This is a genomic window from Streptomyces sp. NPDC047117, assembly GCF_040643545.1.
In the GTDB taxonomy this organism is placed as follows: Bacteria; Actinomycetota; Actinomycetes; order Streptomycetales; family Streptomycetaceae; genus Streptomyces.
Window position 1 is genome coordinate 82,678 of the sequence record NZ_JBEYUN010000013.1, and the last position, 25,132, is coordinate 107,809.

Annotated in this window: 23 protein-coding genes and 1 riboswitch; of the genes, 15 read left to right on the forward strand and 8 right to left on the reverse strand. The window is 73.0% G+C overall.

Annotated features, from left to right (window positions below):
* Positions 1-73: 73 nt before the first annotated feature.
* Positions 74-1,363: an ROK family transcriptional regulator gene (locus ABZ840_RS24475; protein WP_361562254.1), complete on the forward strand. Its 1,290-nt coding sequence runs from the start codon at positions 74-76 to the stop codon at positions 1,361-1,363.
* A gap of 25 nt (positions 1,364-1,388) precedes the next feature.
* Here the strand turns inward: ABZ840_RS24475 and ABZ840_RS24480 are convergent, their stop codons facing one another.
* Both ABZ840_RS24480 and ABZ840_RS24485 read right to left on the reverse strand, forming a co-directional pair.
* Entirely contained in the window at positions 1,389-3,164 is a 1,776-nt protein-coding gene (locus ABZ840_RS24480) for an ATP-binding protein (RefSeq protein WP_361562255.1), read from the reverse strand.
* Between the two features lie 6 nt (positions 3,165-3,170).
* Complete coding sequence (locus tag ABZ840_RS24485; protein ID WP_361562256.1) at positions 3,171-3,920, reverse strand: response regulator transcription factor; 750 nt, start codon at positions 3,918-3,920, stop codon at positions 3,171-3,173.
* A 286-nt stretch (positions 3,921-4,206) separates the two neighbouring features.
* Here ABZ840_RS24485 and ABZ840_RS24490 point away from each other — a divergent pair, with 286 nt between their 5' ends.
* Positions 4,207-5,019 (forward strand): GAF and ANTAR domain-containing protein, encoded by an 813-nt coding sequence (locus ABZ840_RS24490; protein ID WP_361562257.1) that lies wholly within the window; start codon positions 4,207-4,209, stop codon positions 5,017-5,019.
* 12 nt (positions 5,020-5,031) lie between these two features.
* Here the strand turns inward: ABZ840_RS24490 and ABZ840_RS24495 are convergent, their stop codons facing one another.
* A complete protein-coding gene (locus ABZ840_RS24495) occupies positions 5,032-5,844 on the reverse strand; it encodes an NAD(P)H-binding protein (RefSeq protein WP_361562258.1) in 813 nt (270 codons plus the stop codon).
* 199 nt (positions 5,845-6,043) lie between these two features.
* A riboswitch (FMN riboswitch) is annotated at positions 6,044-6,174 on the forward strand.
* Positions 6,175-6,356: 182 nt separating this feature from the next.
* Here ABZ840_RS24495 and ribD point away from each other — a divergent pair.
* The 10 genes from ribD (at position 6,357) to ABZ840_RS24545 (ending at position 15,042) form a co-directional block, all read left to right on the forward strand.
* Positions 6,357-7,433, forward strand: a complete 1,077-nt coding sequence (gene ribD / locus ABZ840_RS24500) for a bifunctional diaminohydroxyphosphoribosylaminopyrimidine deaminase/5-amino-6-(5-phosphoribosylamino)uracil reductase RibD (protein ID WP_361562522.1) — start codon at positions 6,357-6,359, stop codon at positions 7,431-7,433.
* A 1-nt stretch (position 7,434) separates the two neighbouring features.
* Entirely contained in the window at positions 7,435-8,043 is a 609-nt protein-coding gene (locus ABZ840_RS24505; RefSeq protein ID WP_361562259.1) for a riboflavin synthase, read from the forward strand.
* Positions 8,040-8,693: a nicotinamide mononucleotide transporter family protein gene (locus ABZ840_RS24510; protein WP_361562260.1), complete on the forward strand. Its 654-nt coding sequence runs from the start codon at positions 8,040-8,042 to the stop codon at positions 8,691-8,693. The genes ABZ840_RS24505 and ABZ840_RS24510 overlap by 4 nt, the downstream gene beginning before the upstream one ends.
* A complete protein-coding gene (locus ABZ840_RS24515; RefSeq protein ID WP_361562261.1) occupies positions 8,690-9,982 on the forward strand; it encodes a bifunctional 3,4-dihydroxy-2-butanone-4-phosphate synthase/GTP cyclohydrolase II in 1,293 nt (430 codons plus the stop codon). Before ABZ840_RS24510 ends, ABZ840_RS24515 begins: the two co-directional genes overlap by 4 nt.
* A gap of 66 nt (positions 9,983-10,048) precedes the next feature.
* A complete protein-coding gene (gene ribH, locus ABZ840_RS24520; RefSeq protein WP_361562262.1) occupies positions 10,049-10,534 on the forward strand; it encodes a 6,7-dimethyl-8-ribityllumazine synthase in 486 nt (161 codons plus the stop codon).
* A gap of 34 nt (positions 10,535-10,568) precedes the next feature.
* A complete protein-coding gene (locus ABZ840_RS24525; RefSeq protein WP_030251465.1) occupies positions 10,569-10,841 on the forward strand; it encodes a phosphoribosyl-ATP diphosphatase in 273 nt (90 codons plus the stop codon).
* Positions 10,842-10,905: 64 nt separating this feature from the next.
* Positions 10,906-11,754 (forward strand): ATP phosphoribosyltransferase, encoded by an 849-nt coding sequence (hisG, locus tag ABZ840_RS24530; RefSeq protein WP_030610537.1) that lies wholly within the window; start codon positions 10,906-10,908, stop codon positions 11,752-11,754.
* Positions 11,755-11,859: 105 nt separating this feature from the next.
* Positions 11,860-12,309 (forward strand): PH domain-containing protein, encoded by a 450-nt coding sequence (locus ABZ840_RS24535; RefSeq protein ID WP_361562263.1) that lies wholly within the window; start codon positions 11,860-11,862, stop codon positions 12,307-12,309.
* A gap of 259 nt (positions 12,310-12,568) precedes the next feature.
* Positions 12,569-13,924: a hemolysin family protein gene (locus ABZ840_RS24540; protein WP_361562264.1), complete on the forward strand. Its 1,356-nt coding sequence runs from the start codon at positions 12,569-12,571 to the stop codon at positions 13,922-13,924.
* Positions 13,921-15,042, forward strand: coding sequence for a hemolysin family protein (locus ABZ840_RS24545; protein WP_361562265.1), 1,122 nt, complete (start codon positions 13,921-13,923; stop codon positions 15,040-15,042). The genes ABZ840_RS24540 and ABZ840_RS24545 overlap by 4 nt, the downstream gene beginning before the upstream one ends.
* Before the next feature lie 67 nt (positions 15,043-15,109).
* On the opposite strand, the gene ABZ840_RS24550 is transcribed toward ABZ840_RS24545, so the two are convergent.
* The gene (locus ABZ840_RS24550) at positions 15,110-16,996 is read right to left on the reverse strand and encodes an AAA family ATPase (protein ID WP_361562524.1); all 1,887 of its coding nucleotides are present in this window, start codon (positions 16,994-16,996) and stop codon (positions 15,110-15,112) included.
* Between the two features lie 468 nt (positions 16,997-17,464).
* The gene (locus tag ABZ840_RS24555) at positions 17,465-18,112 is read right to left on the reverse strand and encodes a hypothetical protein (RefSeq protein ID WP_361562266.1); all 648 of its coding nucleotides are present in this window, start codon (positions 18,110-18,112) and stop codon (positions 17,465-17,467) included.
* Between the two features lie 145 nt (positions 18,113-18,257).
* Between ABZ840_RS24555 and ABZ840_RS24560 the strand changes: the two genes are divergently transcribed.
* Positions 18,258-19,637: a peptidase C39 family protein gene (locus ABZ840_RS24560; RefSeq protein ID WP_361562267.1), complete on the forward strand. Its 1,380-nt coding sequence runs from the start codon at positions 18,258-18,260 to the stop codon at positions 19,635-19,637.
* A gap of 70 nt (positions 19,638-19,707) precedes the next feature.
* On the opposite strand, the gene ABZ840_RS24565 is transcribed toward ABZ840_RS24560, so the two are convergent.
* Entirely contained in the window at positions 19,708-19,923 is a 216-nt protein-coding gene (locus ABZ840_RS24565) for a hypothetical protein (protein ID WP_234426847.1), read from the reverse strand.
* Positions 19,924-20,194: 271 nt separating this feature from the next.
* Between ABZ840_RS24565 and ABZ840_RS24570 the strand changes: the two genes are divergently transcribed.
* Complete coding sequence (locus ABZ840_RS24570) at positions 20,195-21,088, forward strand: serine hydrolase (protein WP_361562268.1); 894 nt, start codon at positions 20,195-20,197, stop codon at positions 21,086-21,088.
* 79 nt (positions 21,089-21,167) lie between these two features.
* Here ABZ840_RS24570 and ABZ840_RS24575 read toward each other — a convergent pair whose 3' ends face one another.
* Positions 21,168-22,337 (reverse strand): adenosine deaminase, encoded by a 1,170-nt coding sequence (locus ABZ840_RS24575; RefSeq protein WP_361562269.1) that lies wholly within the window; start codon positions 22,335-22,337, stop codon positions 21,168-21,170.
* Between the two features lie 94 nt (positions 22,338-22,431).
* Positions 22,432-23,193, reverse strand: a complete 762-nt coding sequence (locus ABZ840_RS24580) for a GntR family transcriptional regulator (RefSeq protein WP_361562270.1) — start codon at positions 23,191-23,193, stop codon at positions 22,432-22,434.
* A 379-nt stretch (positions 23,194-23,572) separates the two neighbouring features.
* Here ABZ840_RS24580 and ABZ840_RS24585 point away from each other — a divergent pair, with 379 nt between their 5' ends.
* Positions 23,573-25,090: an MFS transporter gene (locus ABZ840_RS24585; RefSeq protein ID WP_361562271.1), complete on the forward strand. Its 1,518-nt coding sequence runs from the start codon at positions 23,573-23,575 to the stop codon at positions 25,088-25,090.
* Positions 25,091-25,132 lie beyond the last annotated feature (42 nt).

The window sequence follows — 25,132 nt, forward strand, 5'->3', positions numbered from 1 at the left end:
CGATGAAACTATCAGGATCCCTGCCTATTAACCGCCGAATATTTCGAGGGGTTCGGTCTGGAAGGATTCCGCCATGCCTGACACCACCGCGCGACCCGGCCGTGCGCCGGCCGGCACCGTCCCCCGGGCCCGGTCCCGTACGGCGTCGCCGCGCACCGCGCGGGCCATCAACGACCGCCTGGCGCTCCAGCTGCTGGAATCCGAGGGTCCTTTGACGGCCCATCAGCTCAAGGAGCGGACCGGCCTGTCCCGGCCGACGGTCGCCGACCTCGTGGACCGGCTGGGCGGTGCCGGGCTGATCGAGGTCGTCGGCGAGGCGGGTGCCGACCGCCGCGGCCCCAACGCCCGGCTCTACGGCATCGTCGCCGGCCGCGCCCACCTCGCCGGGATCGACGTCCGCACGCACGGCGTCACCGTCGCCGTCGCCGACCTGCTCGGCACCGTCCGCGCACAGGAGTCCGTGCCGGTCGCCGCGGACGCCGCGCCGGAGACGGCACTGACCTGCGCGTACGCCGCGCTGGACCGGACACTGGAGCGCGCGGGCGGGGTCCGGCCGCACACCGTCGTGGTCGGCGCGCCCGGCCTCGTGGACCCCGCCAGCGGCCGGCTGACCGGCACCGGAACGCTGCCCTCCTGGCACGGCGCGCTGGTCGCGGGGCTGCGCGACCGGCTCGGCGTACCGCTGCTCCTGGAGAACGAGGTCAACCTCGCCGCGATCGCCGAACGGCGGGACGGCGCGGCCCGGGACCGGGACACCTTCGTCCTGCTGTGGCTGGGCCACGGAGTGGGCGCAGCGGTCGTGCTGGACGGCCGGCTGCGCCGCGGTGCCTCCGGCGGCACCGGCGAGATCGGCTTCCTGCCCGTGCCCGGCACGCCGGCCCTGCCCAGCGCCACCGGCTGCGACGGCGGCTTCCACTCGCTGGCCGCCTCCGGCGCGATCGTCGAGCTGGCGGGGGAGTACGGATTCGCCGGAGTGCCCGCCGGGCCGGGGGCCGGGGGCGACACGGGCTCCGGCACGGACGACGAGGCGCCGGCCGCCGAGCGCGTCGTCCGCGCCGCAGTGGCCGCGGGGCCCGCAGGGGCGGACTTCCTCGACGCGCTGGCGCGGCGGATCGCAGTGGGCGTGGCCGCGGTGACCGCCCTCCTCGACCCCGGCTGCGTCGTGCTCGGCGGCGAGATCGGCCGGGCGGGCGGCGCGGCGCTCGCCACACGGGTGGCCGCCTGCGCGGCCGGCATGTCACCGCTGCACACCGAGGTGCGCGCGAGCACGGTCGGCGGCCGTGCCGTGCTGCGCGGCGCCGTACTGGCCGCCAAGGACGCGGCCCAGGACGACCTGTTCGCCCCGGAGGGCGCGGCGCGCTGAACCGCGCCGGGGCGGTTCAGCAGGTTCACAACAGAGGGGGCCCGGACGCCTCCTGTTGCGGCCACGGGGACGGATCGGCGGCCCAGCCCGCCAGGAGGCGGTCCAGGGCGGCTAAGCTCAGCGGCTTGCCCAGGTGCGCGTCGAACCCGGCACGGGCCGACCGGTCGCGGTCGGCCTGCTGGCTGAAGCCCGACACGGCGATCAGCCGCGTGCGGCCGGCCGGCAGCGCCTGCCGCAGCCGGCCGGCGAGGTCGTGGCCGTGCACGTCGGGCAGCGCCAGGTCGCTCAGTACCAGGTCGAAGGGGGCGGCGTGGGCGGCGGCCAGCCCCTCCACGCCGGTGTGGCACACCGTCACCCGGTCGCCGCCCCGCTCCAGCAGGGCGCGGTAGCCGACGGCCAGGTCGGCGTTGTCCTCGATCACCAGGATGCGCAGCGGCGGGCGGGGGAGGGCCGCCTCCCCCTCGTCGGGCGGGCGTTCGGCCGGAAGCGCGGGGGCGGCCAGCGGCAGCCGGATGCGGAAGCACGCGCCGCTGCCGGGGCCGTCGCTGTGCGCCCGTACGGTGCCGCCGTGCAGTTCGGCGATGCCGCGGACGATGGGCAGGCCGAGCCCGAGCCCGCCGGTCGTGGTGTCCGAGGCCGGGACGGCGCGGACGAAGGCGTCGAAGAGGGTGCCGGCGACGGCCGGATCGAACCCTATGCCGTCGTCGCGCACGGTCAGCACCGCGTGCCCCGCCCCCGCCGCACCGGAGCCGGCCACCGTGTCCAGCTCGACCTCCACCCGGCCGTTGGGCCGGGTGTACTTGCGGCCGTTGCTGAGCAGATTGGCGGTCAGCTGCGCGAGCCGGACGCGGTCCCCCTCGACGTGCACCGGCCCGGACGGCATCACGACCAGCAGCCTGCGCCGTGTCCTGGCGTACTCGGGCAGCATGTCCTCGGCCGCGGTCGTGACCACGGAGCGCAGGTCGAGCCGCTCGCGCGCCAGGTTCAGCCGGCCGGTCAGCGCCCTCGTCGCGTCCAACAGGTCGTCGGTCATCCGCGCCATGTGCGTGATCTGCCGCTGGAGTACGGCCAGCGCCTCGCGCGGCGGCGGACCGTCCAGCGCGAGCAGCTCGCCGGCGGCCTGAAGGGCTGCCATGGGATTGCGCAGCTCGTGCGAGAGGGTGGCGATGAACCGGTCCTTGGCCTCCTGCTGCTCGCGCAGCGCGGCCCCGGCGGTGGTCAGCGCGTCGTTGGCCTGCCGCAGCCGCTGGTTCGCCTCCTGGACCTCCCGGCTGCGGGCGAACAGCTCGCTCTCCACCCGGTCGGCGCGCTGCTGCTGTTCGGCGGCGGCCCGCCGCTGGCGCCGCCCCGCGCGGCGCAGACGTACGAACTCGGTGACGTCCTCGACCCGGTGGATGATGTGGGTGAGCGTGCCGGAGCCGTCCAGGACCGGGGTGTTGACCGGTGACCAGTACCGCTCCACGAAGGCGCCGCCGGGGCCGGCCGGGATGTCGTACCGCTGCATGGCCATGGTGTCGGGCCGGCGGGTGGCCAGGACGGTGCGCAGGGAGCGGGCCAGGTTCCGGACGCCGTCCGCCGCCGGGTCGGCGGGGTTGTCGGGGAAGACTTCGAAGATCGGGTGGCCGAGGAGGGACCGCCGGTCGGTGACGGTGGCGGCCAGGTACGCCCGGTTGACCTCGACGATGCGCAGTTCGGGGTCCAGGACCAGGTAGGGCGAGGGTGTCGCGTCGAACAGTGCGTGATAGTCCGGCTGCGGGGCATCGCGGCGAGCGGTGCTGTCCCGGTCGGGCCCCTGGGCCATGGCGTGTCACCTCGTGCGGAGTGCGGGTGGGTCGTCCGGCGGGTCGTCCGCCACGTCCAGCCGGTAGCCGAACCCGCGTACCGTCGTGATCTGCGGTGCCCCGACCCCGGCGGCCAGCAGCTTCCGCCGTACGCGGTAGACGTGTTCGGTGACGGTGGCCGGGTCCTGCCAGTCGGCGCCCTCCCACAGCCGCTCCAGCAGCTGGCCGGGGGAGAACGTCTGGCCGGGGGAGGCCGAGAGGAACTCCAGCAGCGCGTATTCGCGCGGCGTGAAGGCGATCGGGCCGCCCACGCTGCGCACTTGCCGCGCCCCGGTGTCCACGATGAGGTCGCCCAGCCGGAGAACCGGCCGTCGTTCGGCCTTTCCCCTGTCCTGACGGGGCGCGGTGCGGCGCAGTACGGCCCGGACGCGGGCGGCCAGTTCACGCTGCGAGAACGGCTTGACCACATAGTCGTCGGCGCCCAGTTCCAGGCCGAGCACCCGGTCGGTCTCCTCGCCGCGCCCGGTCACGATGATCACCGGCGGGCCGTCCTCGTCGCGCATGCCGCGCAGCAGGTCCAGGCCGTTGCCGTCGGGCAGCCCCAGGTCGAGCACCGCGAGGTCGACCTGATGGCATCGCAGTACCGCACGCGCCGACCGGACGTCGGGCGCGCTCACCACGGTGAAGCCCTCGCGTTCCAAGTAGGCGCAGGACATCGCGACCAGGTCGGGCTCGTCCTCGATCAGCGCGACCACCGGCCGGCGTGTGGCCGGCACGCTGCTCACTGCGGCGCTGGACCGGGTCGGCCCGGAAGGTGACGGCAACGGTGTTCCCGCGTGGCTCGCAGAGTTGATCCGGCGTTGATCCGGCGTGCAGGAGGCGGCCAGCCTGCCGCGATATCACTGGAGCACCGGATCTCGAAGTGCTGTCGACCGCAGCATCTCACGTGGGGACGAGGGGCACCATGAAGCGCGTTGAACCGGGTGGAAGCGGGCTCCGACGAGATCTGGTGAGGCTGCCGCCATCCGCCTGCCCGGACCCCGCTCACCTCCAGGACCCGCGATGCCCGATCCCGATCCCGACCCCGGTGCCGATTCCGTCCCCGACGAGCAGGAAGGGGCCCTCGCCAGGGCCCTGCTCAATCTCATCCAGGTGCGCGCCGACAGTACGGCGGGCCCGCTCTCCCGCCGCCTGGTCTCGCACTGCCTCGCCCTGCTGCCCGTCGATGCCGCGGGCGTCATCCTCGTCGTCCCCGCGGCGCCGAAGGAGGGGAAGCGCGCCGACTCCCCGAGGGAGAGCGTCGAGGTGACCGCCACCTCCCACGAGGTGCTGCGCAGCGTGGAGTTGTACGAGATCGAGAGCGCGGACGGGCCGTGCATGGAAGCCGTGCGCACCGGCCGTCCCCACCACGTCGCGGACTTCACCGGCCGGCAACGCCGTTGGCCCGCACTCGCCGTGCGGGCGAGGGCCGCGGGCTATCGGGCGATGTGGGCCGAACCGCTGCGTCACCACGACGCCGTCGTCGGGGTCATCAACCTCTACCTCCGCGACGCGGGGACGCTGGGCGCGCGCCACCGGCAGCGCGCCCAGAGCCTGGCCAGCGCCGCCACCACCGGACTGCTGCTCCAGCGGACGCTCACCGACTGCCACACCCGGGCCGGCCAGCTCCAGCGGGCCCTGTCGTCCCGCGTCCCGATCGAGCAGGCCAAGGGCATCCTCGCCGGCCGGTTCGGCCTCACCCCGGAGGGCGCCTTCGAACTGCTCCGCACCTACGCCCGGGCACACCAGATGCGCATGCGCGACCTCGCCGACGTCGTCATCGGCGACCCCACGGGGCCCTGGCCGCCCCCGGCACCGGACCGGCCGGAGAGCTGACCCGCCGGGCGCTCAGCCGTCCGACGCGTTGCCGGTCCCCACCATGCGCAACCCCGGTACGTGCCCGCCGCGTTCGGCCAGGAAGTCCGCGTAGCGGATCTTGCCGACCGCGTGGTCGGGGGCGAGGTTGCCGCCCGCCCGCAGCGCCCGGTACGTCGCCCCGGGCAGCAGCACCGGCAGCACGATGCGGCGCCGCCCGCCCGCGCGCAGCGTGAGACCGACCAGCTCACGGGCGTCGAGCACCTCGGGGCCGCCCATCTCCGGCACCTGCCCGGCCGGCTCCCCGTACGCCAGCTCCACCAGCCGCGCGCCCACCTCGCGGACGTCGACGGGCTGGACCCGTACGGCCGCCGGGGCCGGCAGCACCGGCGAGCGCGCGCCGGACTTCACCAGCCGCAGCACGAGATCGTGGAACTGCGTCGTGCGCAGCACCGTCCACGGCACGTCCGACTCCGCCAGCAGCCGCTCCACCTCGCGCTTGGTGCGGTAGTAGCGCAACGGCACCCGGTCCACGCCGACGATGGAGATGTACACCAGATGCCGTACGCCCGCCGTCCGCGCCGCGTCCACCAACTGTCCTGCCGCGTCCAGGTCACCCCCGGCCGGCGTCGACGCGCAGTGCACGATCACCTCGGCGCCGGCCGTCGCGTCCGCGAGCCCGACACCGTTGCGCAGATCGACGGCGTACGAGCGCAGCCTGGGGTTTTCCGTCCGGGTGTGCGGCCAGCGGCTGAGCACCCGCACGGTGTGTCCATCGGCCAGCAGCCGGTCCACCACGACCCGCCCCAGGGTCCCCGTCCCGCCGGTCACCAGAAACGTCGTCATCGCCCGCTCCTCCCGGAGGCTGTCCTGTCATGCGACCGCGCCGGGCGCAGTCTGTCACCGTAAGAACTCCCCGGGAACGCGCGGAGAACTCCCGGGGCCGGTGCGTACATGCCCCGCCACCCAGTGTGAGCCAGCCCACAAGCATGCGCCCGCATGGCCGACGATCAGACGTGGCAGACTGGAGGGGTACTGACATACGCAGCGCACTCCGGGGTCGGTGAAAGTCCGAACCGGCGGTTACAGTCCGCGACCCGTCCGCAGCCAGCGGCCGGTTGAGCAGGTGAAATTCCTGCACCGACGGTTAAAGTCCGGATGGGAGGCAGTGCGCGGCGGGCGAGCAACACCGGTACACCGCCGCCGGCGGTCCCGTCCACGACGGTCGGGATCACCTCTCCGGCCTCGGTGACCGTGCTGTTCCGTACCGCTTCTGTCGCTCGCGACAGCCCCGGAGTCCGTGCCCGAAGAGGCAGGAGGACCCGGTGGCCGCCACAGCCCCCGCTGAGACCACGGCAATGCGCCGGGCCATCGCGCTCGCCTCGCGCGGCCTCGGGCACACCAGCCCCAACCCCGTCGTCGGCTGCGTCATCCTGGACGCGCACGGCGCCGTCGCCGGTGAGGGCTGGCACCAGCAGGCGGGCGGCCCGCACGCCGAGATCCACGCCCTGCGCGCCGCCGGCGAGCGTGCCCGCGGCGGCACAGCGCTGGTCACGCTGGAGCCCTGCAACCACACCGGCCGTACCGGCCCCTGCGCCCAGGCCCTCGTCGACGCCGGGGTCGCCCGGGTCGTCTACGCCGTACCGGACCCCAATCCCGCCGCGACCGGCGGCGCCACCACCCTGCGGGCGGCCGGCGTCGACGTCGAGGGCGGGCTGCTGGTCGACGAGGCCGCCGCCGGGAACGAGGCCTGGCTGACCTCCGTACTGCGCCGCCGCCCCTTCGTACTGTGGAAGTACGCCGCCACCCTGGACGGCCGGATCGCCGCCGCCGACGGCACCAGCCGGTGGATCACCTCCCCGCAGTCCCGCGCCGACGTGCACCGGCTGCGCGCCCTGGCCGACGCGGTGATCGTCGGCTCCGGCACCGCCCGCGCCGACGATCCGCAGCTCGGCGCCCGGCTGCCGGACAGCGAGGTCACCCAGCCGCTGCGGGTGGTCGTCGACTCCTCCGCCACGGCCGTGAAGCCCGGCGCCCGGGTCCTGGACGGCACGGCCCCGACCCTGATCGCGGTCGCCGAGGACGCCGACACCGCCCACCTCGAAGAACTCGCGCCCCTCGTCCGGCTGCCGCGCGCGGCCGACGGCCGGGGCCTGGACGTGCCGGCCCTGCTCGGCGCGCTCTACGACCGCGGCGTGCGGTCCGTCCTCCTGGAGGGCGGCCCCACCCTCGCCGGGTCCTTCCTCGCCGCCCGCGTCGTCGACAAGGTCGTCGGCTATCTCGCCCCCGCGCTGCTCGGCGCGGGCCCGGCCGCGCTGGGCGACGCCGGAATCTCCACCATCGACCGGGCGTTGCGCCTCGACGTGACCGACACCGAACGGCTCGGCCCGGATCTGCGCATCACCGCCACCCCTGCCCTCCACGAGGAGAACTGAAGTGTTCACCGGAATCGTCGAAGAACTGGGTGAGGTCGTCGCCGTCGAGACGCTGACGGACGCCTCCCGCTTCCGGCTGCGCGGCCCCGTCGTCACCGAGGGCGCCAAGCACGGCGATTCCATCGCCGTCAACGGCGTCTGTCTGACCGTCGTGGAGACCGCCGAGGGCGAGTTCACCGCCGACGTGATGGCCGAGACGCTGAAGCGTTCCAGCCTGGGCGCGCTGGAGAAGGGCTCCCGGGTCAACCTGGAGCGCCCGATGGCGCTCGGCGGGCGGCTCGGCGGCCATCTCGTCCAGGGCCACGTCGACGGTACGGGCACCATCGCGGAGCGCACCCCCGGTGAGCACTGGGAGATCGTGAAGGTCGCCCTGCCGGACGGGCTTGCCCGGTACGTCGTCGAGAAGGGCTCCATCACGGTCGACGGGGTCTCGCTCACCGTCGTCGAGGCCGGGGACGACTACTTCACCATCAGCCTCATCCCCACCACCCTCGACCTCACCACCCTCGGCATCAAGCAGGTCGGCGACCCGGTGAACCTGGAGGTCGACGTCCTCGCCAAGTACGTCGAGCGGCTGCTCGGCAAGGACAGCGACGGAGGCGCGCGATGACCGCCCTGACCTGGCTGAACGGTGAGGCGTTCGCCGCCTTCGGCCAGCACGTCATCTGGTCCGACATGATCGGCAACACCGTCGGCCTGCTCGCCCTGGCCCTCGGCTGGCGGCGCTCCATCTGGACCTGGCCCGCGCAGTTCCTCTCCGGCGTCATCCTCGTCGCCGCGTACGCGTCAGCGCAGCTCAGCGGCGGGGTGGGCAAGCAGCTGCTGGTCATCGCCGTCGCCCTGTGGGGCTGGCGGCAGTGGCAGCGCGGCCGGCAGCAGGCCCAGGACGGGACGATCGCCGTCCGCTTCGCCACCTGGCGCGAGCGCTCCACGCTCCTCGCGGGCACCGTCGTCGGCACCCTCGCCGTCGGCTTCCTCTTCACCCAAGTCCCCCAGCTGTCCTGGAACCCCTGGCCGGACGCCTACATCTTCGTCGGCACGCTCGCCGCGATGGTGGCCCAGGCCCGCGGCCTCGTGGAGTTCTGGTTCGCCTGGCTGCTGGTCGACGTGGTCGGCGTCCCGCTGGCCTTCAGCAGCGGCCTGGCCTTCTCGGGCCTGGTCTACGTCGTCTACCTCGGTCTCGTCCTGTGGGGCCTGCGCGACTGGTGGCTGCGCTCCCGCACGAGCCCGCAGCCCGTCCTGGAAGGAGCGGCGGCATGACCGCACAGCAGAACTGGTACGAAGGCCCCGACGCGACCGACCTCACCCTCGACCCCGTCGAGCGCGCCATCGCCGACATCGCGGCCGGCCGCCCCGTCGTGGTCGTCGACGACGAGAACCGCGAGAACGAGGGCGACCTCGTCCTCGCCGCGGAGAAGGCCACCCCCGAGATCGTCGCCTTCATGATGAGCGAGTGCCGCGGCCTGATCTGCGCGCCCATGGAGGGCCCGGAGCTGGACCGGCTGGAGCTCCCGCAGATGGTCCAGCACAACACCGAGTCCATGCAGACGGCCTTCACCGTCTCCGTGGACGCCACCGGCGAGCACGGCGTCACCACCGGCATCTCCGCCGCCGACCGCGCCATGACGCTGCGCCTGCTGGCCTCCGGCGAGTCCGGGCCCGGCGACTTCGTGCGCCCCGGCCACATCTTCCCGCTGCGCGCCAAGCCCGGCGGCGTCCTGGTACGCAACGGCCACACCGAGGCCGGCGTCGACCTCGCGCGGCTCGCCGGGCTGCGGCCCGCCGCCGCGATCGTGGAGATCGCGGGCGAGGACGGCACCATGCTGCGGCTGCCCGAGCTGATCCCCTTCGCCCGCAAGCACGGCCTCGCGATCATCTCCATCGAGGACCTGATCGCGTACCGCCGCAGCGCCGAGCCCACCGTCCGCCGCGAGGCCACCACGCGGCTCCCCACCGCCTTCGGCGACTTCACCGCGCACGGCTACCGCTCCACCGTGGACGGCGTCGAGCACGTCGCGCTGGTCGCGGGCGACCTCGGCGACGGCGAGGACGTCCTGGTCCGGATCCACTCCGAGTGCCTGACCGGCGACATCTTCCACTCGCTGCGCTGCGACTGCGGCCCGCAGCTCCAGGAGTCGCTGCGCCGGATCAGCGAGGCGGGCCGCGGCGTGGTGATCTACCTGCGCGGCCACGAGGGACGCGGCATCGGACTGCTCTCCAAGCTGCGCGCCTACGAGCTGCAGGAGCGCGGCCGGGACACCCTGGACGCCAACCTGGAGCTGGGCCTGCCCGCCGACGCCCGGGACTACGCCGCGGGCGCCCAGATCCTCACCGACCTGGGCGTGCGCTCGCTGCGCCTGATGACCAACAACCCCGAGAAGACCGCGGCCCTGGTCGAGTACGGCCTGCACATCACCGGCCGGGAGCCGATGCCGGTCCAGGCCGGCGAGCACAACCTGCGGTACCTGCGCACCAAGCGGGACCGGATGGGGCACGACCTGCCGTGGCTGGACCCGGCGGACCGCGCCTCGGCCTGCAACAGCCAGTAGGCACGCACAGCGCAGTAAGACACACATCCCACTTCCCTATTACGCACCACCAGTACGAGGAGCAACGTGAGCGGCAAGGGCGCACCCGAACTGTCCGTGAAGAACTGTGGCGACCTGCGGGTGGCCGTGATCGCGGCCCAGTGGCACACCCAGGTCATGGACGGTCTGGTCAACGGCGCGCTGCGCGCCCTGGCCGAGCTCGGCATCGACGAGCCCACCCTGCTCCGCGTGCCCGGCAGCTTCGAGCTGCCCGTGGTCGCCAAGGTGCTCGCGGGCCGCGGGTACGACGCGGTGGTCGCGCTCGGCGTGGTCATCCGCGGCGGCACCCCGCACTTCGAGTACGTCTGCCAGGGCGTCACCCAGGGCCTGACGCAGGTCTCCATCGACACCGGCGTGCCCATCGGCTTCGGCGTGCTGACCTGCGACGACGAGCAGCAGGCGCTGGACCGTGCGGGCCTTGAGGGCTCGAACGAGGACAAGGGCCACGAGGCGGTCACCGCGGCCGTCGCCACCGCCGCCACGCTCCGTTCAGTATCCGAACCCTGGCGCTGAGCCGGGGCGGGCGACCGCTAGGGTGGGTACCACCATGTCCAAGAAGACTTTCGAGGAGCTCTTCGCCGAGCTCCAGCAGAAGGCCGCCACCGGCGACCCCGCCACTTCCCGCACCGCCGAGCTGGTCCAGTCCGGCGTCCATGCGATCGGCAAGAAGGTCGTCGAAGAGGCCGCCGAGGTGTGGATGGCCGCGGAGTACGAATCCCACGACGCCGCCGCCGAGGAGATCTCCCAGCTCCTCTACCACCTTCAGGTGATGATGGTCGCCAAGGGCATCAGCCTCGACGACGTCTACGCCCATCTCTGAGCCGCACGTTCTCGCCGTTTCTTCCCTTTCCTCATCACTCCCTCGTACAAAGGAAGTCCCTCTCATGCTGCGCATCGCCGTCCCCAACAAGGGTTCACTGTCCGAGCCTGCGTCGGCGATGCTCCATGAGGCCGGCTACCGCCAGCGCAAGGACCGCAGGGAGCTGGTCCTGGTCGACGCCGAGAACGAGGTCGAGTTCTTCTTCCTGCGTCCGCGCGACATCGCGGTCTACGTCGGTTCCGGCAAGCTCGACATCGGCATCACAGGCCGTGACCTGCTGCTGGACTCCGGCGCCAAGGCCGAGGAGATCATGCAGCTCGGCTTCGCCGGCTCGACCTTCCGGTACGCCACCACGCCCGGCACCGCCAAGGACGTCAGCGAGTTCGGCGGCATGACCGTCGCGACCTCCTTCTCCGGGCTGGTCACGCAGCACCTCGCCGACAACGGCGTGGACGCCTCCGTCGTGCACCTCGACGGCGCGGTGGAGACCGCCATCCAGCTGGGCGTCGCCGAGATCATCGCCGACGTCGTGGAGACCGGCACCACCCTCCGCAACGCGGGCCTGGAGATCATCGGCGAGCCGATCCTGAAGTCCGAGGCCGTCGTCATCCGCGGCAAGGGCGCGCCCGTCGACGACCCGAAGGTGCAGCAGTTCCTCCGCCGCATGCAGGGCGTCCTGGTGGCCCGCCGCTACGTGATGATGGACTACGACATCCGCGTCGAGCACGTCGAGAAGGCCGTGGCCCTCACCCCGGGCCTGGAGTCCCCGACCGTCTCCCCGCTGCACCACGAAGGCTGGGTCGCGGTCCGCTCGATGGTCCCCTCCAAGGACGCCCAGCGCATCATGGACGAGCTGTACGCCCTCGGCGCCCGCGCGATCCTCACCACGGGCATCCACGCCTGCCGCCTCTAGAGCCTGTTCCCGGGCTCTTCTGACCGCCCGCACGGCCGGGCCGTACGCACCGCCTCGCGGCCGGCGTACGGCCCGCGCCGCCACCCCGCCACGGAAGACGACGACGTGTCCGCGCCTCTGCCCGACCTCCCGGTGACCTTCCGGCCCGCCCGCACCCGTGCCGTCCTGTACGTCGTCGGCATCGCCCAGCTGGTGGCCCTGACGATCATCGCGTTCCTGCTGCCGGCCCTCAGCGGCGGCGAGCGGATCAGCTTCGTGTTCACCGGGCTGATCGTGCTGGGCGTCCTGCTGCTGCTCGCCCGGCCCAAGGTCGTGGCCACCGAGCGCGGCATCACCGTCGTCAACCTCACGACCAGGCGCACGCTGGCCTGGGCCGAGGTCCTGCGGGTGAATCTGCGGGTCGGCGACGCCTGGGTCCATCTCGACCTCGCCGACGGCACGAGCCTGCCGGCGATGGGCATCCAGCCCGGCATCGCCAAGCAGCAGGCCGTGCAGGACGCCCGTACGCTGCGCACTCTCGCCGAGACGCACGGCAGCGGCGACCACGCCGGCTGACCGGTTTCCCCCGCCGTACCGATCAGGGCGGACCGAATCTGCGGCATACCGCACGCCCGTCCGCTCTCCCCTTGCCACGCCCGGCCTGTTTACTCTGTAGCCCGGGGCCGTGCCGCGGCCCCGCCCCCCTCGCGGGGACCCTGCGACCCGAGGAGTGACTCCTTCCAGCAATGGACGGATCGTCCTGTAGTACCTGCGCCGCCCCTCCCGGACAGCGCCCGCGCACCGCGGCTGTCCTGAGTACCACGGAGGCGGCGGCATGACAGTTCCGCTGCTGTTGCTCGCCGCGGCCTTCGTGCTGATCCTGGCGAACGGCTTCTTCGTGGCCGCCGAGTTCGGCCTCGTCACCGTCGAGAAGGCGGCCGCCGAACGGGCCGCCGACGCCGGTGACCGCCGCGCCCGTACGGTCGTCACCGCGCTGCGCGAGCTCTCCTTCCAGCTCTCCGGCACCCAGCTGGGCATCACGATCACCTCCCTGGTGGTCGGCATGCTCGCCGAGCCCGCCCTCGCCGACCTGCTCGGCGGGCCGCTCGCCGCGACCGGGCTGCCCGCCGGCGCGGTGCCCGGCATCGCCGTCGTCATCGGCATGCTGCTGGCCTCCGCCGTCCAGATGGTGATCGGCGAGCTGGTCCCGAAGAACTGGGCGGTCTCCAAGCCGCTCACGGTCGCGCGCTTCGTCGCCGGGCCGCAGAACGCCTTCTCGCGCTTCTTCCGCCCCGTCATCGCGCTGCTCAACACCGTGGCCAACCGCCTCGTGCGGGCCATGGGCGTCGAGCCCACCGACGAGCTGGCCTCGGCCCGCACCCCCGGCGAACTGGTCTCGCTGGCCCGGCACTCCGCACAGGCCGGCGCCATCGAGCAGGACACCGCCGACCTGTTCGTCCGGACCCTCTCGCTCGGGGAGCTGAGCGCGGAGAACGTGATGACCCCGCGGGTGCGGGTCTCCGCGCTCCAGTCCTCCGCGACCGCCGAGGACGTCCTGAACCTCACCCGCGCCACCGGCCTGTCCCGCTTCCCCGTCTACCACACCCGGATCGACGAGGTCGTCGGCATGGTCCACCTCAAGGACGCGCTCGCCGTGCCCGCCGAGGAGCGGCTGCGCACGCCCGTCGGCCGGATAACGGTCGCGCCGCTGCTGGTGCCGGAGAGCCTGCCGGTGCAGCCGCTGCTGGAGCGGCTGCGCAGCGAACAGCCGATCGCCGTGGTCGTCGACGAGTACGGCGGCACGGCCGGCGTGGTGACCCTGGAGGACATCATCGAGGAACTGGTCGGAGAGGTCCGCGACGAGCACGACCACGCGGACCTGCCGGAACTGGTGCTCGCGCCCGCCGAGGACGGACATCCCGCCTGGGACGCCGACGGCGGCTGCCGCGTCGACACCCTCCGCAGGATCGGGCTGGCCGCTCCGGACGGCCCGTACGAGACCGTGGCCGGACTGGTCGCCCACACCCTCGGCCGGATCCCCGCCTCCGGGGACATCGCCGAGCTGGACGGCTGGCGGCTGCGGGTGCGGCTGGTCGCGCACCACCGTGCCGACCGGGTACGCCTGATACGTACGGGGCCGGCGCCGACCGCCGTCGCCGCGCAGGCCGGCGGGCGGGCAGGTGTCCGATGAGCGCACTGCAGCTGTTCGTCGCCGCCCTCCTCGTCCTCGCCAACGGCTTCTTCGTCGGCGCGGAGTTCGCGCTGGTCTCCGTACGCCGCAGCCAGATCGAACCGCTCGCCTCCGAAGGCTCCAAGCGGGCCAGGCGGGTGCTGTACGGCCTGGAGAACCTGCCGCAGATGATGGCCGCCGCGCAGTTCGGCATCACCGTCTGCTCGCTGACGCTGGGCGCGGTCGCCGAGCCCACCGTGGCCCGGCTGCTGGAGCCGCTCTTCCACGCCGTGCACCTCCCCGAGGCGCTGATCCATCCGCTCGGCTACGCCATAGCCCTCGCCCTGGTGGTCTTCCTCCACCTGGTGATCGGCGAGATGGTGCCGAAGAACCTCGCGATGGCCGCGCCCGAGAAGACCGCCCTCTGGTTCAGCCCGGGCCTGGTCGTCTTCGCCCGGATGTGCCGCCCGGTCACCGCCCTGCTGGGCGCGTGCGCCCGCGGCATCCTGCGGCTCTTCCGCGTGGAGCCCAAGGACGAGGTCGAGGCGGTCTTCACCACCGAGCAGCTCACCCACCTCGTGGCCGACGCGGGACAGGCCGGGCTGCTGGACCCGGGGGAGCAGGAACGCCTCTCCGACGCGCTGGAGCTGGGCCGCCGCCCGGTCACCGAAGTACTGATCGACCGCGCGGCCCTGGTCACCGTCGACCCGTCCGTCACCCCCCGGCAGGTCGAGGAGCTGACCGTCAAGACGGGCTTCTCCCGCTTCCCGGTGTGCGCGCCGGGCGGCGCCTACATGGGCTATCTGCACGTCAAGGACGTACTGGACCTGGAGGAGCGGGACCGTGCGGTGCCGCAGCGCATCTGGCACCCGATGACCACGCTGCGCGCCGAACTCCCGCTGGACGATGCGCTGACGGCGATGCGCCGGGCCGCCTCGCACCTCGCGGCGGTCTCCGACGGCGCGGGCCGGGTGCTCGGTCTGGTCGCCCTGGAGGACGTGCTGGAGAAGCTGGTCGGCGAGGTCCGCGACCCCGCCCACCGCGACACGGCGGAGCCCGCCCGCATCGCCGAGCCGCGCGGCGCCGGCGACCTGCGGACCGGAGAGGTCCAGCCGGGGGAGCGGGCGATGGCGGGCTGACGGCTCGCATCGGGCAACGGGCGGGCGCGGCTGTGACAGCCGCGCCCGCCGCGCGTTCAGGCCCCCGTCACGTTCCCGGGTCCGGCGCCGGGCCCCGCCCCGACAGTACTTCGCCGTACGCCTGCATCAGGTCCGGCAGCCGCAACGTCGCGAGGTCCTCGCGGGACGGCGTGCCCGACCACGTCGACAGCCGCAGGTCCCGGTACGCGCAGCTCTTCTCGTACAGCGTGCGCAGGAAGCGGCCGTTGCCCAGCTCGTCGATCCAGCCCTGGTCCACGACGTGCCCGGCGATGCTGCGCAGCTCGTCCAGCGACTCCTCGTCCCAGCGGTCGCCGTTGTCGGCCGCCAGCACCTCGCCGATGGCCGTCAGCTCCAGCGGCCGGTAGCTGGGGAAGTCCACCCGGGTGGTGAAGCGCGAGGAGAGCCCGGGGTTCGCGGCCAGCAGCCGGTCCATGCCCTCCGGATACCCGGCGAGGATCACCACCAGCCGGTCGCGGTTGTCCTCCGCGCGTTTCAGCAGCACCTGGAGCGCCTCGTCACCGTACGCGTCGCCCTTGGTGTAACCGGAGTTGGAGAGGGAGTACGCCTCGTCGACGAAGAGCACGCCGCCCAGCGCCGAGTCGATCAGTTCGTTCGCCTTCACCGCCGTCTGGCCGAGGAACTCGCCCACCAGGTCGGCGCGTTGGGCCTCCACGAGATGGTCGCCGCCGAGCAGCCCCAGTGCGTAGAAGACCCGCCCGAGTATCCGTGCCACGGTCGTCTTGCCGGTCCCGGACGGGCCCGAGAAGACGAAGTGCCGCTTGGGCGGCTGGACGGGCAGCCCCTGCCCGGCCCGCAGCCGCGCCATCCGCAGCTGCGCGGACAGCGCCCGCACCTGCCGCTTCACCGGCTCCAGGCCCACCATCCGCTCCAGCTCCTGGAGCGCCTGCTCCAGCAGGACGGGGTCGGCGGGGCCGGCCGGCAGCTGGTCGGCGGTGCGCTGCTCCGGTACGCCCTTGACGCGGGCCGGGCCCGGGACGCCGGCGGCCGGCGTGCCGAGCAGATCACTGTCGTCCGGCCCGTCCGGGTCGGCCGTCGCCAGCAGCTCCCGGCCGTCCACCGGGTCCAGCGGCGCCAGCGGGTCGAGGTCCGCGCCGTTCTCCTGGCCGAGCCCGGCCGGGACGGTGGCCAGGTCGGCGCCCTCCTCCAGCCCGTCGCACTCGGCGATGGCCGCGAGCCGGGCCGCGGTGTCCATGAAGGCCGGATCCACGCGGTGGACGGCGCGATACAGAGGGAGGGCAGCGGCGCTGCGGCCCGTGCCCTCGTGCGCCCGCGCCAGCCAGTACCGCAGCTCCTTGCGCTGCGGCTGCTCGCTGCGGCACCGCATCAGGGCGGCCGACAGCAGCGGTTCGGCCTGGCCGTACATCTCCAGCCGGACCCGCGCCATGCCCCCGAAGAGCCCCGACTCGATGCCCAGCAGCGGATCGTCGATCAGCGTCTCGGTGTGCCGTACGAGCTGCTCCCAGTCCTTGACCAGGTACGCGCGGCAGGCGTGCAGGAAACGCACCTGCGGGTCGGTGTCGACCGGCGGGCAGCCGGCCAGCGCCTGGTCCAGCTCGGCGACGTGCCGACCGTCCAGCCAGTGCGAGGCGTGCGCGAGGAGCAGGTCGCGGCCGGTCTCCAGCACCGGCTGCACCCACCAGCCCAGCCAGTACCAGGAGTTCAGGGTGCGGCGGTGGCGGGCGCGCTGCTCGCCGAAGCGGTCGCGGTGCCGGTACATGCGCAGCAGTGCCGTGGTGGTGTCCGCGCGCAGCGCGTGCAGTCCGAGCCAGGCGTCCGCCATCGAGGGATCGATGCGTACCGCGGCCCGGAACTCCTCCTCGGCCTGCGCGTACGCGCCCATGGTGTACGCGTCCACCGCGCGCAGCCAGGCGAGTTCGGCCGGGGCCGCCGTGCCCTGCGCGCCACAATCCATCCTGTCCCCCACAAATGATCCCCCGCGCCCGTGCCCGCCAGGTGGCTACCCGGCAGCGGCGTGATCGAAGCAGCGTGCTGTGGACGGGATCTGCACGCCGTCGCGCGCCCGTCGGTTCGTGTCCTCGGGTGGCACGAACTGGCATCGTACCTGCGGTGCGGACGCCTGCCGAAGAGGGGCGCAGCGGGGAAGCTGGGACTCGGCGGCGCGAAGGGGCCGGTGACCGAGGGTGAGGGAGAAGCGGCGCGAAGCGCGGGATTCGGGGGATGAGGACAGAACGAAGCCCCCGATCACGGGGGAACAACCGGGGGCTTCGCGTCTGTGGGCGGTCCGTCAGAACCGCACATTGAGAACGTAAGTCCTGTACGGCCCCCAGGTCAAGCCGAGTTGGGGCACTCGGCGGGAGCCTGTCGGCCCGCCTCGGTGCGCCGGCCCCGGCCCGTCACGGAGTGTGAAGGAATGGGGGAGTCAACGCGCGTCCACCGGCCCCGCAAGCCACTCGTACCCCACCTGTCCCTGTGTCACCAACAGGTCGGCGTGGGGGCGGGAAGGATCGACCGCGAAGTGCGCGCGCTCCGCCGGAATCCAGCCATCCCAGAACCCGGTGAGCTCCGGCCCGTCCCGCCGCCGCCCCCGTGACCAGGCGGTCTCGTCGGGCAGTTCCATCCACAGCAGGCACGCCAGGTGCGGGCGGAGCGCGCGGCGGCCGGCGCCGACGCCTTCCAGCAGCACCACCGGGGCGGGCGCCAGCGTGCGCTCCCGCGCGAAGCGGCGGTGCACCCAGTCGTACACCCCGTACCGCGCGCTCCGCCCCGCGGAGAACGGCTCGATCACCTGTTCCCGCAGCCGCTCGTCCCAGCCGAAGAGCTCGTCGTGCGTCGCCAGGTCGTCGAGGTGAATGACGGGGGCCGCCGCCGTGACCTGCCCTGCTTCCGCCGTTTCCTCGGCCGCTGCCGCTGCCGCTCCGAGCGTCGCCGCCAGCCGTTCCGTGAACGTGCTCTTGCCCGACCCCGCGTGCCCGTCCACGGCCACCAGCCGCACCGGACCGCACGAAGGGGGCAGGGCGCGCAGACGCGCGGCGAGCGCGGCGAGGGAGAGATCGGCGGCACCTTCCATCGGGCCAGCGTACGACACTGGTCCACACCAATATTTCGTCGCGCGACGCGCGTCGAACCGCTGGCCGAACCGCGACGGTGCGGTGATAGTTGAGCCACGACTGCCGTGACGCTCATCCCGCACCCGACTGGGGGACCTGACGCCCATGACCAGATACGCTCCCCGCCGCACCGTGCTGGCCGCCGCCCTCGCCGTCGCCGCCGGCGCCGCGACCCCCCTGCCCGCCTTCGCCGCCGGCCGCTCCGGAACGCCCGACCCGCACGGCGCCGCGCACCCCGCCGCCGCCCCGCTCGTGGACTACCACGGCTGGACCGGAGTGGCCGACTGGCTCGCGGGCTCGGGGCAGGGCACCCGCATCGAGCCCGGCGCCCGGCCCGGCGTGCAGATCGCGGTCCCGATCGGCACCATCGACTACCGCGACCCGCACCTGAACAAGACCTCGACGTGGGAGTACGCCACCTGGACCTCCCCGGCCCACAAGCTCAGGGTCCCGGCCACCGAGATCATCGCGTCCTGGAACGCGCACACCCCCGCCGGCACCTGGATCGCCGTCGAGGTGCGCGGCATGTACTCGGACAAGTCCCGCACCCCGTGGTACGTCATGGGCCGCTGGGCCGCGGGCGACCAGGACATCCGCCGTACGTCCGTGGACGACCAGACCGACGACAAGAGCACGGTCTACACCGACACCCTCTCGGTGGACTCCCCGGCGAGCGGCCTCCGCATCGTCTCGTACGAACTGCGCGTCACCCTCTACCGCAAACCCGGTACGGACCTCACGCCCACGGTGTGGCGGGTGGGCGCCATGGGATCCGACATCCCCGACCGCTACACCGTCCCCGCCTCCAAGCCCGGCATCGCCCGTGGCCGCGAGCTGGCCGTCCCGCGGTACTCCCAGGAGATCCACAAGGGCCAGTACCCCGAGTACGACAACGGGGGAGAGGCGTGGTGCAGCCCGACCTCGTCCCAGATGATCATCGAGTCCTGGGGCCGCCGCCCCAGCCCCGACGACCTGGCATGGGTCAACCCCGACTACGCGGACCCCCAGGTCTGCCACGCGGCCCGCTACACCTTCGACTACCAGTACGAGGGCTGCGGCAACTGGCCCTTCAACGCCGCCTACGCCGCGACGTACCACGACCTCCAGGGCGTGGTGACGCGCCTGCACTCCCTCACCGACATCGAGAAGCTCATCCACGTCGGCATCCCCGTCATCACCTCCCAGTCCTTCATCGCCTCGGAACTGGATGGCGCGGGCTACGGCACGTCGGGCCACCTGATGACGGTCATCGGGTTCACGCAGTCCGGCGACATCATCGCCAACGACCCCGCCTCCCCCTCCAACGTCGCCGTCCGCCACATCTACAAGCGCCGCCAGTGGGAGAACATCTGGCTCCGCACCAAGCGCAAGGACGCGAGCGGCGCCGTGAAGTCCGGCACCGGCGGCGTCTGCTACCTCTACTTCCCGGCCAGGCCCACCCCGACCCAGAACCGGGCGCTGCGAGAGCTGGGGATCTGTCCGTAGCCGGGTGCCGGCGGGGAGTCGCAGGGCCGTACGGGGTGTCCGTGCGGCCCTTCGTGCGGGCGGTCCGGGGTCAGTCGGTGATCTTGGTCAGGCGGAAGGGGCCCGCGGCGCCGGGGCCGTACATGGCCGGCAGGTCCTGGCCCCGGGGGACGACGACGAGGGGTTCGTCGCGGTACTCCTTGAGGAATTTCTCCAGGGGCTGCCAGATGAGCTCCTGGTAGCCGGACTCGGTTCGCTGGCGTTCGAAGGACAGGGTGAGCGCAGAGTCCATGACGGTGACGCTCACGCAGTTCACCTCGAGCCATGCACCCCCGATCCAGGCTTCAAGCCGCACGTAGGACATGGCGTAACCCTGCCTTGTCCGGTGGGCCGCTCGCAATCGGCCACGGCCACCTCCGTCAACCTCCGTCACGTCGGTTCTCCCGCGTCACCGGTTGACCGACTGGTGTGCGAAGGGTGAGGCGGACGGGGGAGCGCATCCATTGCTGCGATTCGTGCGTCTCAAGAGTGAGCGGCACTCTCATGTGACCGCACGGCAGGGTAATGGAGTACTCGACTTGAACATTGGCATCAATGGCACGCGTCGTGCGTCCGCGGTCCTGGTGACCGCGGGTGCGGTGCTGGCCGCCGGGGCGTTCGCCGCCCCGGCGCAGGCCGCCACGCCCAAGGCGCCCACGATCACCGCCAAGGGCGGGTTCGTGATGAACAACGGCACGGGGAAGAGCCTCTTCACCAAGGCCGCCGACTCCCGGCTTTCCACCGGGTCCACCACCAAGATCATGACCGCCCGGGTGGTGCTCGCGCAGGCGAACCTGAACCTGGATTCGAAGGTCACGATCCAGAAGGCGTACAGCGACTACATCGTCGACAACAACTGGGCCTCCTCGGCCAAGCTGATCGTCGGCGACAAGGTCACGGTCCGCCAGCTGCTGTACGGGCTGATGCTGCCGTCCGGCTGCGACGCCGCCTATGCCCTGGCCGACAAGTTCGGCACGGGATCCACGCGGTCCGCGCGCGTGAAGTCCTTCATCGGCAAGATGAACACCACGGCCAAGAGCCTCGGGCTGAAGAACACCCACTTCGACTCGTTCGACGGCATCGGGAAGGGCGCGAACTACTCGACGCCGCGCGACCTGACGAAGCTGGCCAGCAGTGCGATGAAGTACTCCACGTTCCGTACGGTTGTGAAGACGAAGTCCACGAAGCAGAAGGTCACGACGAAGAGCGGTGGCTACCGCTACATGTCGTGGAGCAACACCAACAACCTGCTCGGCAGTTACTCGGGCACCATCGGCGTCAAGACCGGTTCGGGTCCTGAGGCCAAGTACTGCCTGGTCTTCGCCGCCACCCGCAGCGGCAAGACGGTCATCGGCACCGTCCTCGCGTCCACCTCGGTGGCCAACCGCACCGCCGACGCGAAGAAGCTGATGGATTACGGGTTCAAGAAGTAGCCGCGGGAACCCGGCGGAAGTACGCGGGGCCGGAACGGCGGGGAGGGCGACCTCCCGGCCGTTCCGGCCCCGTTCCGCGTCAGGCCGCCGCCGCGCCGCGCACCGGGACGTGGCCCAGGGCGCGGGAGTGCAGGTGGGCGTAGCCGGGGCGGATGACCTCGTTGATGAGGGCGGTGCGCTCGTCGAAGGGCAGGAAGGCCGCCTTCGCCGCGTTGACCGTGAACTCCTCCAGCTCCGCCGGGCCGTAGCCGAACGCGGTGGCCAGGTGCTGGAACTCCTGGGTCATGGTGGTGCCGCTCACCAGGCGGTTGTCGGTGTTGAGGCAGACGCGGAAGCCGAGCCGGCGGAGCAGGTCGATCGGGTGGCCGGGGTAGCTCGCCGCGGCGCCGGTCTGCAGGTTGGAGGTGGGGCAGACCTCCAGGGCTATGCGCATGTCGCGTACGTAGGAGGCGAGCCGGCCGAGGCGTACCGAACCGTCGTCGGCGATCTCGATGTCGTCGGTGATGCGGACGCCGTGGCCGATGCGGTGGGCGCCGCAGCGCAGCACCGCCTCCCGGATGGACTCCATGCCGACGGCTTCACCGGCGTGCACGGTCACCCGGGCGCCCTCGCTGCGGAGGTGGTCGAAGGCCGCGGCGTGCCGGCTCGCCGGGTTGCCGATCTCACCGCCCGCGATGTCGAAGCCGGCCACGCCGCTGTCGCGGTGGGCGACGGCGAGTTCGGCGATCTCCAGCGCGCGGTCGGCGTGCCGCATGGCGCACAGCAGCGTGCCGACGCGGATCCGGCGGCCGTCGGCCGCGGCCCGGCGCTCGCCCTCGCGGAAGCCGGCGTTCACCGCGTCGACGACCTCGTCCAGGGTGAGCCCCGCGGCGAGGTGCTGTTCGGGGGCGAAGCGCACCTCGGCGTAGACCACGCCGTCGGCGGCCAGGTCCTCGGCGCACTCGGCGGCGATGCGGAAGAGCGCGGGGGCGGTCTGCATCACGGCGCAGGTGTGCGCGAAGGTCTCCAGGTAGCGCTCCAGCGAACCGGAGTCGGCGGCGTCGCGGAACCACTCGCCCAGCGCGGCGGGGTCGGTGGTGGGCAGCGCGTCGTAGCCGGCCTCCTGGGCCAGTTCCACGACGGTGCGCGGGCGCAGGCCGCCGTCGAGGTGGTCGTGGAGCAGCACCTTGGGGGCCCGGCGGACGAGGTCCTCGGCGAGGGGGTGCGCGGGGGAGTGCGGAGCGTCGGTGTACTTGTCAGACAGCGTCATGGGGTCGGAGTATGACACGGCGTCCCGGGTGCGAGCGACCGCGTCTCATCGACGACCGGCCGGCACCGCACCCGGGACGCCGGGAAGGGTCCTGTCAGCGCGCCTGCCACACGGGAAGCGCCGGTGCCCCCGCGGGCAGCATGTGCTTGGCCGCGAGCAGCGGGGTGCGGTCCAGCCGTACGACCTGGGTGACCAGGACGGCGGGGGAGTCGGCCGGGCGGCCGAGCTGTTCGCCCCGCTGGCGGCCGAGCGTGGTCGCCACGATGCTGCTGCTGCCCGTCAGCGGCAGCTCGCGGCCGGTCTCCAGGAGTATCCCCAGCATGGACGAGGTGGTCGAGGCGGGTCCGTCGAACGCGGCCGCCGCGTCCGGCAGCAGCTCGTCCAGTGTCTCGTCGCGGGCCGCCCACTCCTGGGTCAGGCAGGCCGGCAGCCCGCCGACCTCGATCAGGCTCTCCCAGAAGCGCACCCGGCTGGTGCCCGGCAGCAGCAGGTGCTGGGTGGAGAAGTCGGTCGGCTCCTCGTGGGCGCGGGCCAGCGCCGAGGTCCGCACCTGCCGGCCCTCGCTGAGCAGCTGCTCCACCGGCTTGAGGTACTCGAAGCCGCGCGGCGGCAGGTGCGGGCTGACCGTACGGCCCACCCCGCGCCGTACGGTGATCGCGCCGTCCTCCTGCAGCAGGATCAGCGCCTCGCGCAGCGCGGGGCGGCTGACGCCCAGCTCGGCGGCGAGCCGCGGCTCGGTCGGCAGGGTGGAGCCCGGCGGGTAGGTGCCGTCCCGGATGGCTTCGATCAGGCGCTCGTACAGCACGACGACCGGCCGCCGTTGAGGCGGTGCGGGCTGTCTGCCGGCCATGTTCATCTCCCTGGGGCCGCGGTCCGACGTCGCCCCCGCGCGGGGGTGGCTGGCCGCGCGCTCGCGGCAGCGCGCGGCCCCCAGTTTCGCATCGCGGGAACGGGGCGTACGCAGCCCGAAGGGAGGGGTGGTGGGGTCCGGTCCCGTCGTTGGTGATCTTCAGGTGAACTCTTGACACCCTCCGGGGCGAGGGGTAGACCAGAGCGCACGACGCGTTCCTGTCTGACAAGTGACGCCGAACGAGCGTCGCCGATGCCACGTGACGCGCACGAGCGTTGCTGACGCCCTCCGTGCGGGACGGGCGCCCGGTGCAGCGGGCCGTGACCCGGCCGCGACCGTGCGACGCGTCCGCCCGCCGCCTCTCCCCTCAGTCCCAGGAGCCGTCATGCCCTTCCGGAGCCGCGAGCGCGTGGTCACCGCGCCGCCCGCCACCCCGCGCTTCCTGCTGCCCGCGCTGGTGCTGGCCGTGCTCGGGTACCAGATCAACGCGACGATGCTCAGCCCGGCGCTGCCCGACGTCGCCCGCCGGCTGGACACCAGCAGCAGCCTGGTCGGCCTGTCGCAGACGCTGTTCTTCCTGCTCGCCGCCGTCGGACAGGTCACGATGGCGCGGCTGAGCGACTACCGCGGCCGCAAACCGATCATGCTGCTGTGCGGCGCGCTGCTCATCCTCGGCAACCTCGCCTGCGCCCTGGCGCCCGACATCTCCGTCTACCTCGCCGGGCGCGTCCTGCAGGGTGTGTCGGCCGCGATGTTCTCGCTCTCCTTCCTGACCCTCAACGACCTGCTCCCGCCCGCCGCCTTCGGCCGCGCCGCCGGCATCATCAGCGCCGTCAACGGCGGCTTCGCGGGAGTGGACGCCATCGTCGGCGGCCGGCTCGCCGACACGGTGGGCTTCCGCGCGATCTTCTTCGGCGGTCTGCTGCTGTCGGTCGTGGGCACGGCGGCCGTGGCCCGGTACGTACCGGCCGTGGCGCCGAAGGCGGAGGGGGCCATGGACTGGCTGGGCGCGACGCTGCTCGGGCTGGGACTGTCCGGCGTGCTCGTCGGCCTGGCGCAGGGCGCCGGCTGGGGCTGGACCTCGGCGGCCACGCTCGGCTGCGTACTCGGCGGCCTGGCCGCGCTGACCGCCTTCGTCCTCGTCCAGCGGACCCGCTCGGCCGGCGGCGGCACGGACCCCGGTACGGCCGCCGGTGCCGACGCCCGCCCGGCCGCCCGCACCACCACCGCCGTCATCGACATCCGGCTGCTCGCCTCGCGCCGGGCCTGGCCGCTGCTGCTGACGGTGACCCTCACCCTCGCCGGTGCGTTCGGCGCCCTCGCCCTGACGATCCCGCTCTTCACGCAGGACCCGCAGGCCGGATACGGCCTCTCCGCGACCCGCTCGGCACTGCTGTACGCGACGCCCGCCGCGGCGATCGGCGTGATCGGCGCCCCGCTGGCGGGCTACTTCGGGCCGCGCGTCGGCTGGCGCCGCGTCGCGCTCGTCGGCTCGGCCGGCTCGCTGCTGGCCTTCGCGGTCGCCGTGCCCTTCAGGGAGCAGCCCTGGGCGCTCTTCGCCGCGCTCGCCGTACTGGGCCTGACGTACAACGGCCTCAGCATCACCGCGCTCAACGGGTTCGCGGTCGTCTCCGCGCCCAAGGACCAGCAGGGCGCGCTCACCGGCCTGACCGGCGCGTGCTTCGGCATCGGCGCCTCCCTCGGCACCGCCCTCGCCTCCGGGCTGATCACCGCGGCGAGCACCGGCGGGGCGACCGGTTCCGCCGCGTACACCGGCGCGTTCGAGGCCGCCCTCGCGCTGCTGGCCCTCGCCATGGTCACGGCCCTCGCGATCAAGGCGGTCCCGGCGGACGCGGGGGAAGGGGCCCGCGACGCGGAGCGTGTGCCGGCCGTCCACCTCTGACGGCCCCGGGCCCGGCCGGCGCCCGCGGACTCTGCGAACGTG

Coding starts and splice junctions, on each gene's coding strand:
- ABZ840_RS24475 (WP_361562254.1), top strand. CDS start 74: ATGCCTGACACCACCGCGCGACCCGGCCGTGCGCCGGCCGGCACCGTC.
- ABZ840_RS24480 (WP_361562255.1), bottom strand. CDS start 3,164: ATGGCCCAGGGGCCCGACCGGGACAGCACCGCTCGCCGCGATGCCCCG.
- ABZ840_RS24490 (WP_361562257.1), top strand. CDS start 4,207: ATGCCCGATCCCGATCCCGACCCCGGTGCCGATTCCGTCCCCGACGAG.
- ABZ840_RS24495 (WP_361562258.1), bottom strand. CDS start 5,844: ATGACGACGTTTCTGGTGACCGGCGGGACGGGGACCCTGGGGCGGGTC.
- ribD (WP_361562522.1), top strand. CDS start 6,357: ATGCGCCGGGCCATCGCGCTCGCCTCGCGCGGCCTCGGGCACACCAGC.
- ABZ840_RS24510 (WP_361562260.1), top strand. CDS start 8,040: ATGACCGCCCTGACCTGGCTGAACGGTGAGGCGTTCGCCGCCTTCGGC.
- ABZ840_RS24515 (WP_361562261.1), top strand. CDS start 8,690: ATGACCGCACAGCAGAACTGGTACGAAGGCCCCGACGCGACCGACCTC.
- ABZ840_RS24525 (WP_030251465.1), top strand. CDS start 10,569: ATGTCCAAGAAGACTTTCGAGGAGCTCTTCGCCGAGCTCCAGCAGAAG.
- hisG (WP_030610537.1), top strand. CDS start 10,906: ATGCTGCGCATCGCCGTCCCCAACAAGGGTTCACTGTCCGAGCCTGCG.
- ABZ840_RS24540 (WP_361562264.1), top strand. CDS start 12,569: ATGACAGTTCCGCTGCTGTTGCTCGCCGCGGCCTTCGTGCTGATCCTG.
- ABZ840_RS24545 (WP_361562265.1), top strand. CDS start 13,921: ATGAGCGCACTGCAGCTGTTCGTCGCCGCCCTCCTCGTCCTCGCCAAC.
- ABZ840_RS24550 (WP_361562524.1), bottom strand. CDS start 16,996: ATGGATTGTGGCGCGCAGGGCACGGCGGCCCCGGCCGAACTCGCCTGG.
- ABZ840_RS24555 (WP_361562266.1), bottom strand. CDS start 18,112: ATGGAAGGTGCCGCCGATCTCTCCCTCGCCGCGCTCGCCGCGCGTCTG.
- ABZ840_RS24560 (WP_361562267.1), top strand. CDS start 18,258: ATGACCAGATACGCTCCCCGCCGCACCGTGCTGGCCGCCGCCCTCGCC.
- ABZ840_RS24575 (WP_361562269.1), bottom strand. CDS start 22,337: ATGACGCTGTCTGACAAGTACACCGACGCTCCGCACTCCCCCGCGCAC.
- ABZ840_RS24580 (WP_361562270.1), bottom strand. CDS start 23,193: ATGAACATGGCCGGCAGACAGCCCGCACCGCCTCAACGGCGGCCGGTC.
- ABZ840_RS24585 (WP_361562271.1), top strand. CDS start 23,573: ATGCCCTTCCGGAGCCGCGAGCGCGTGGTCACCGCGCCGCCCGCCACC.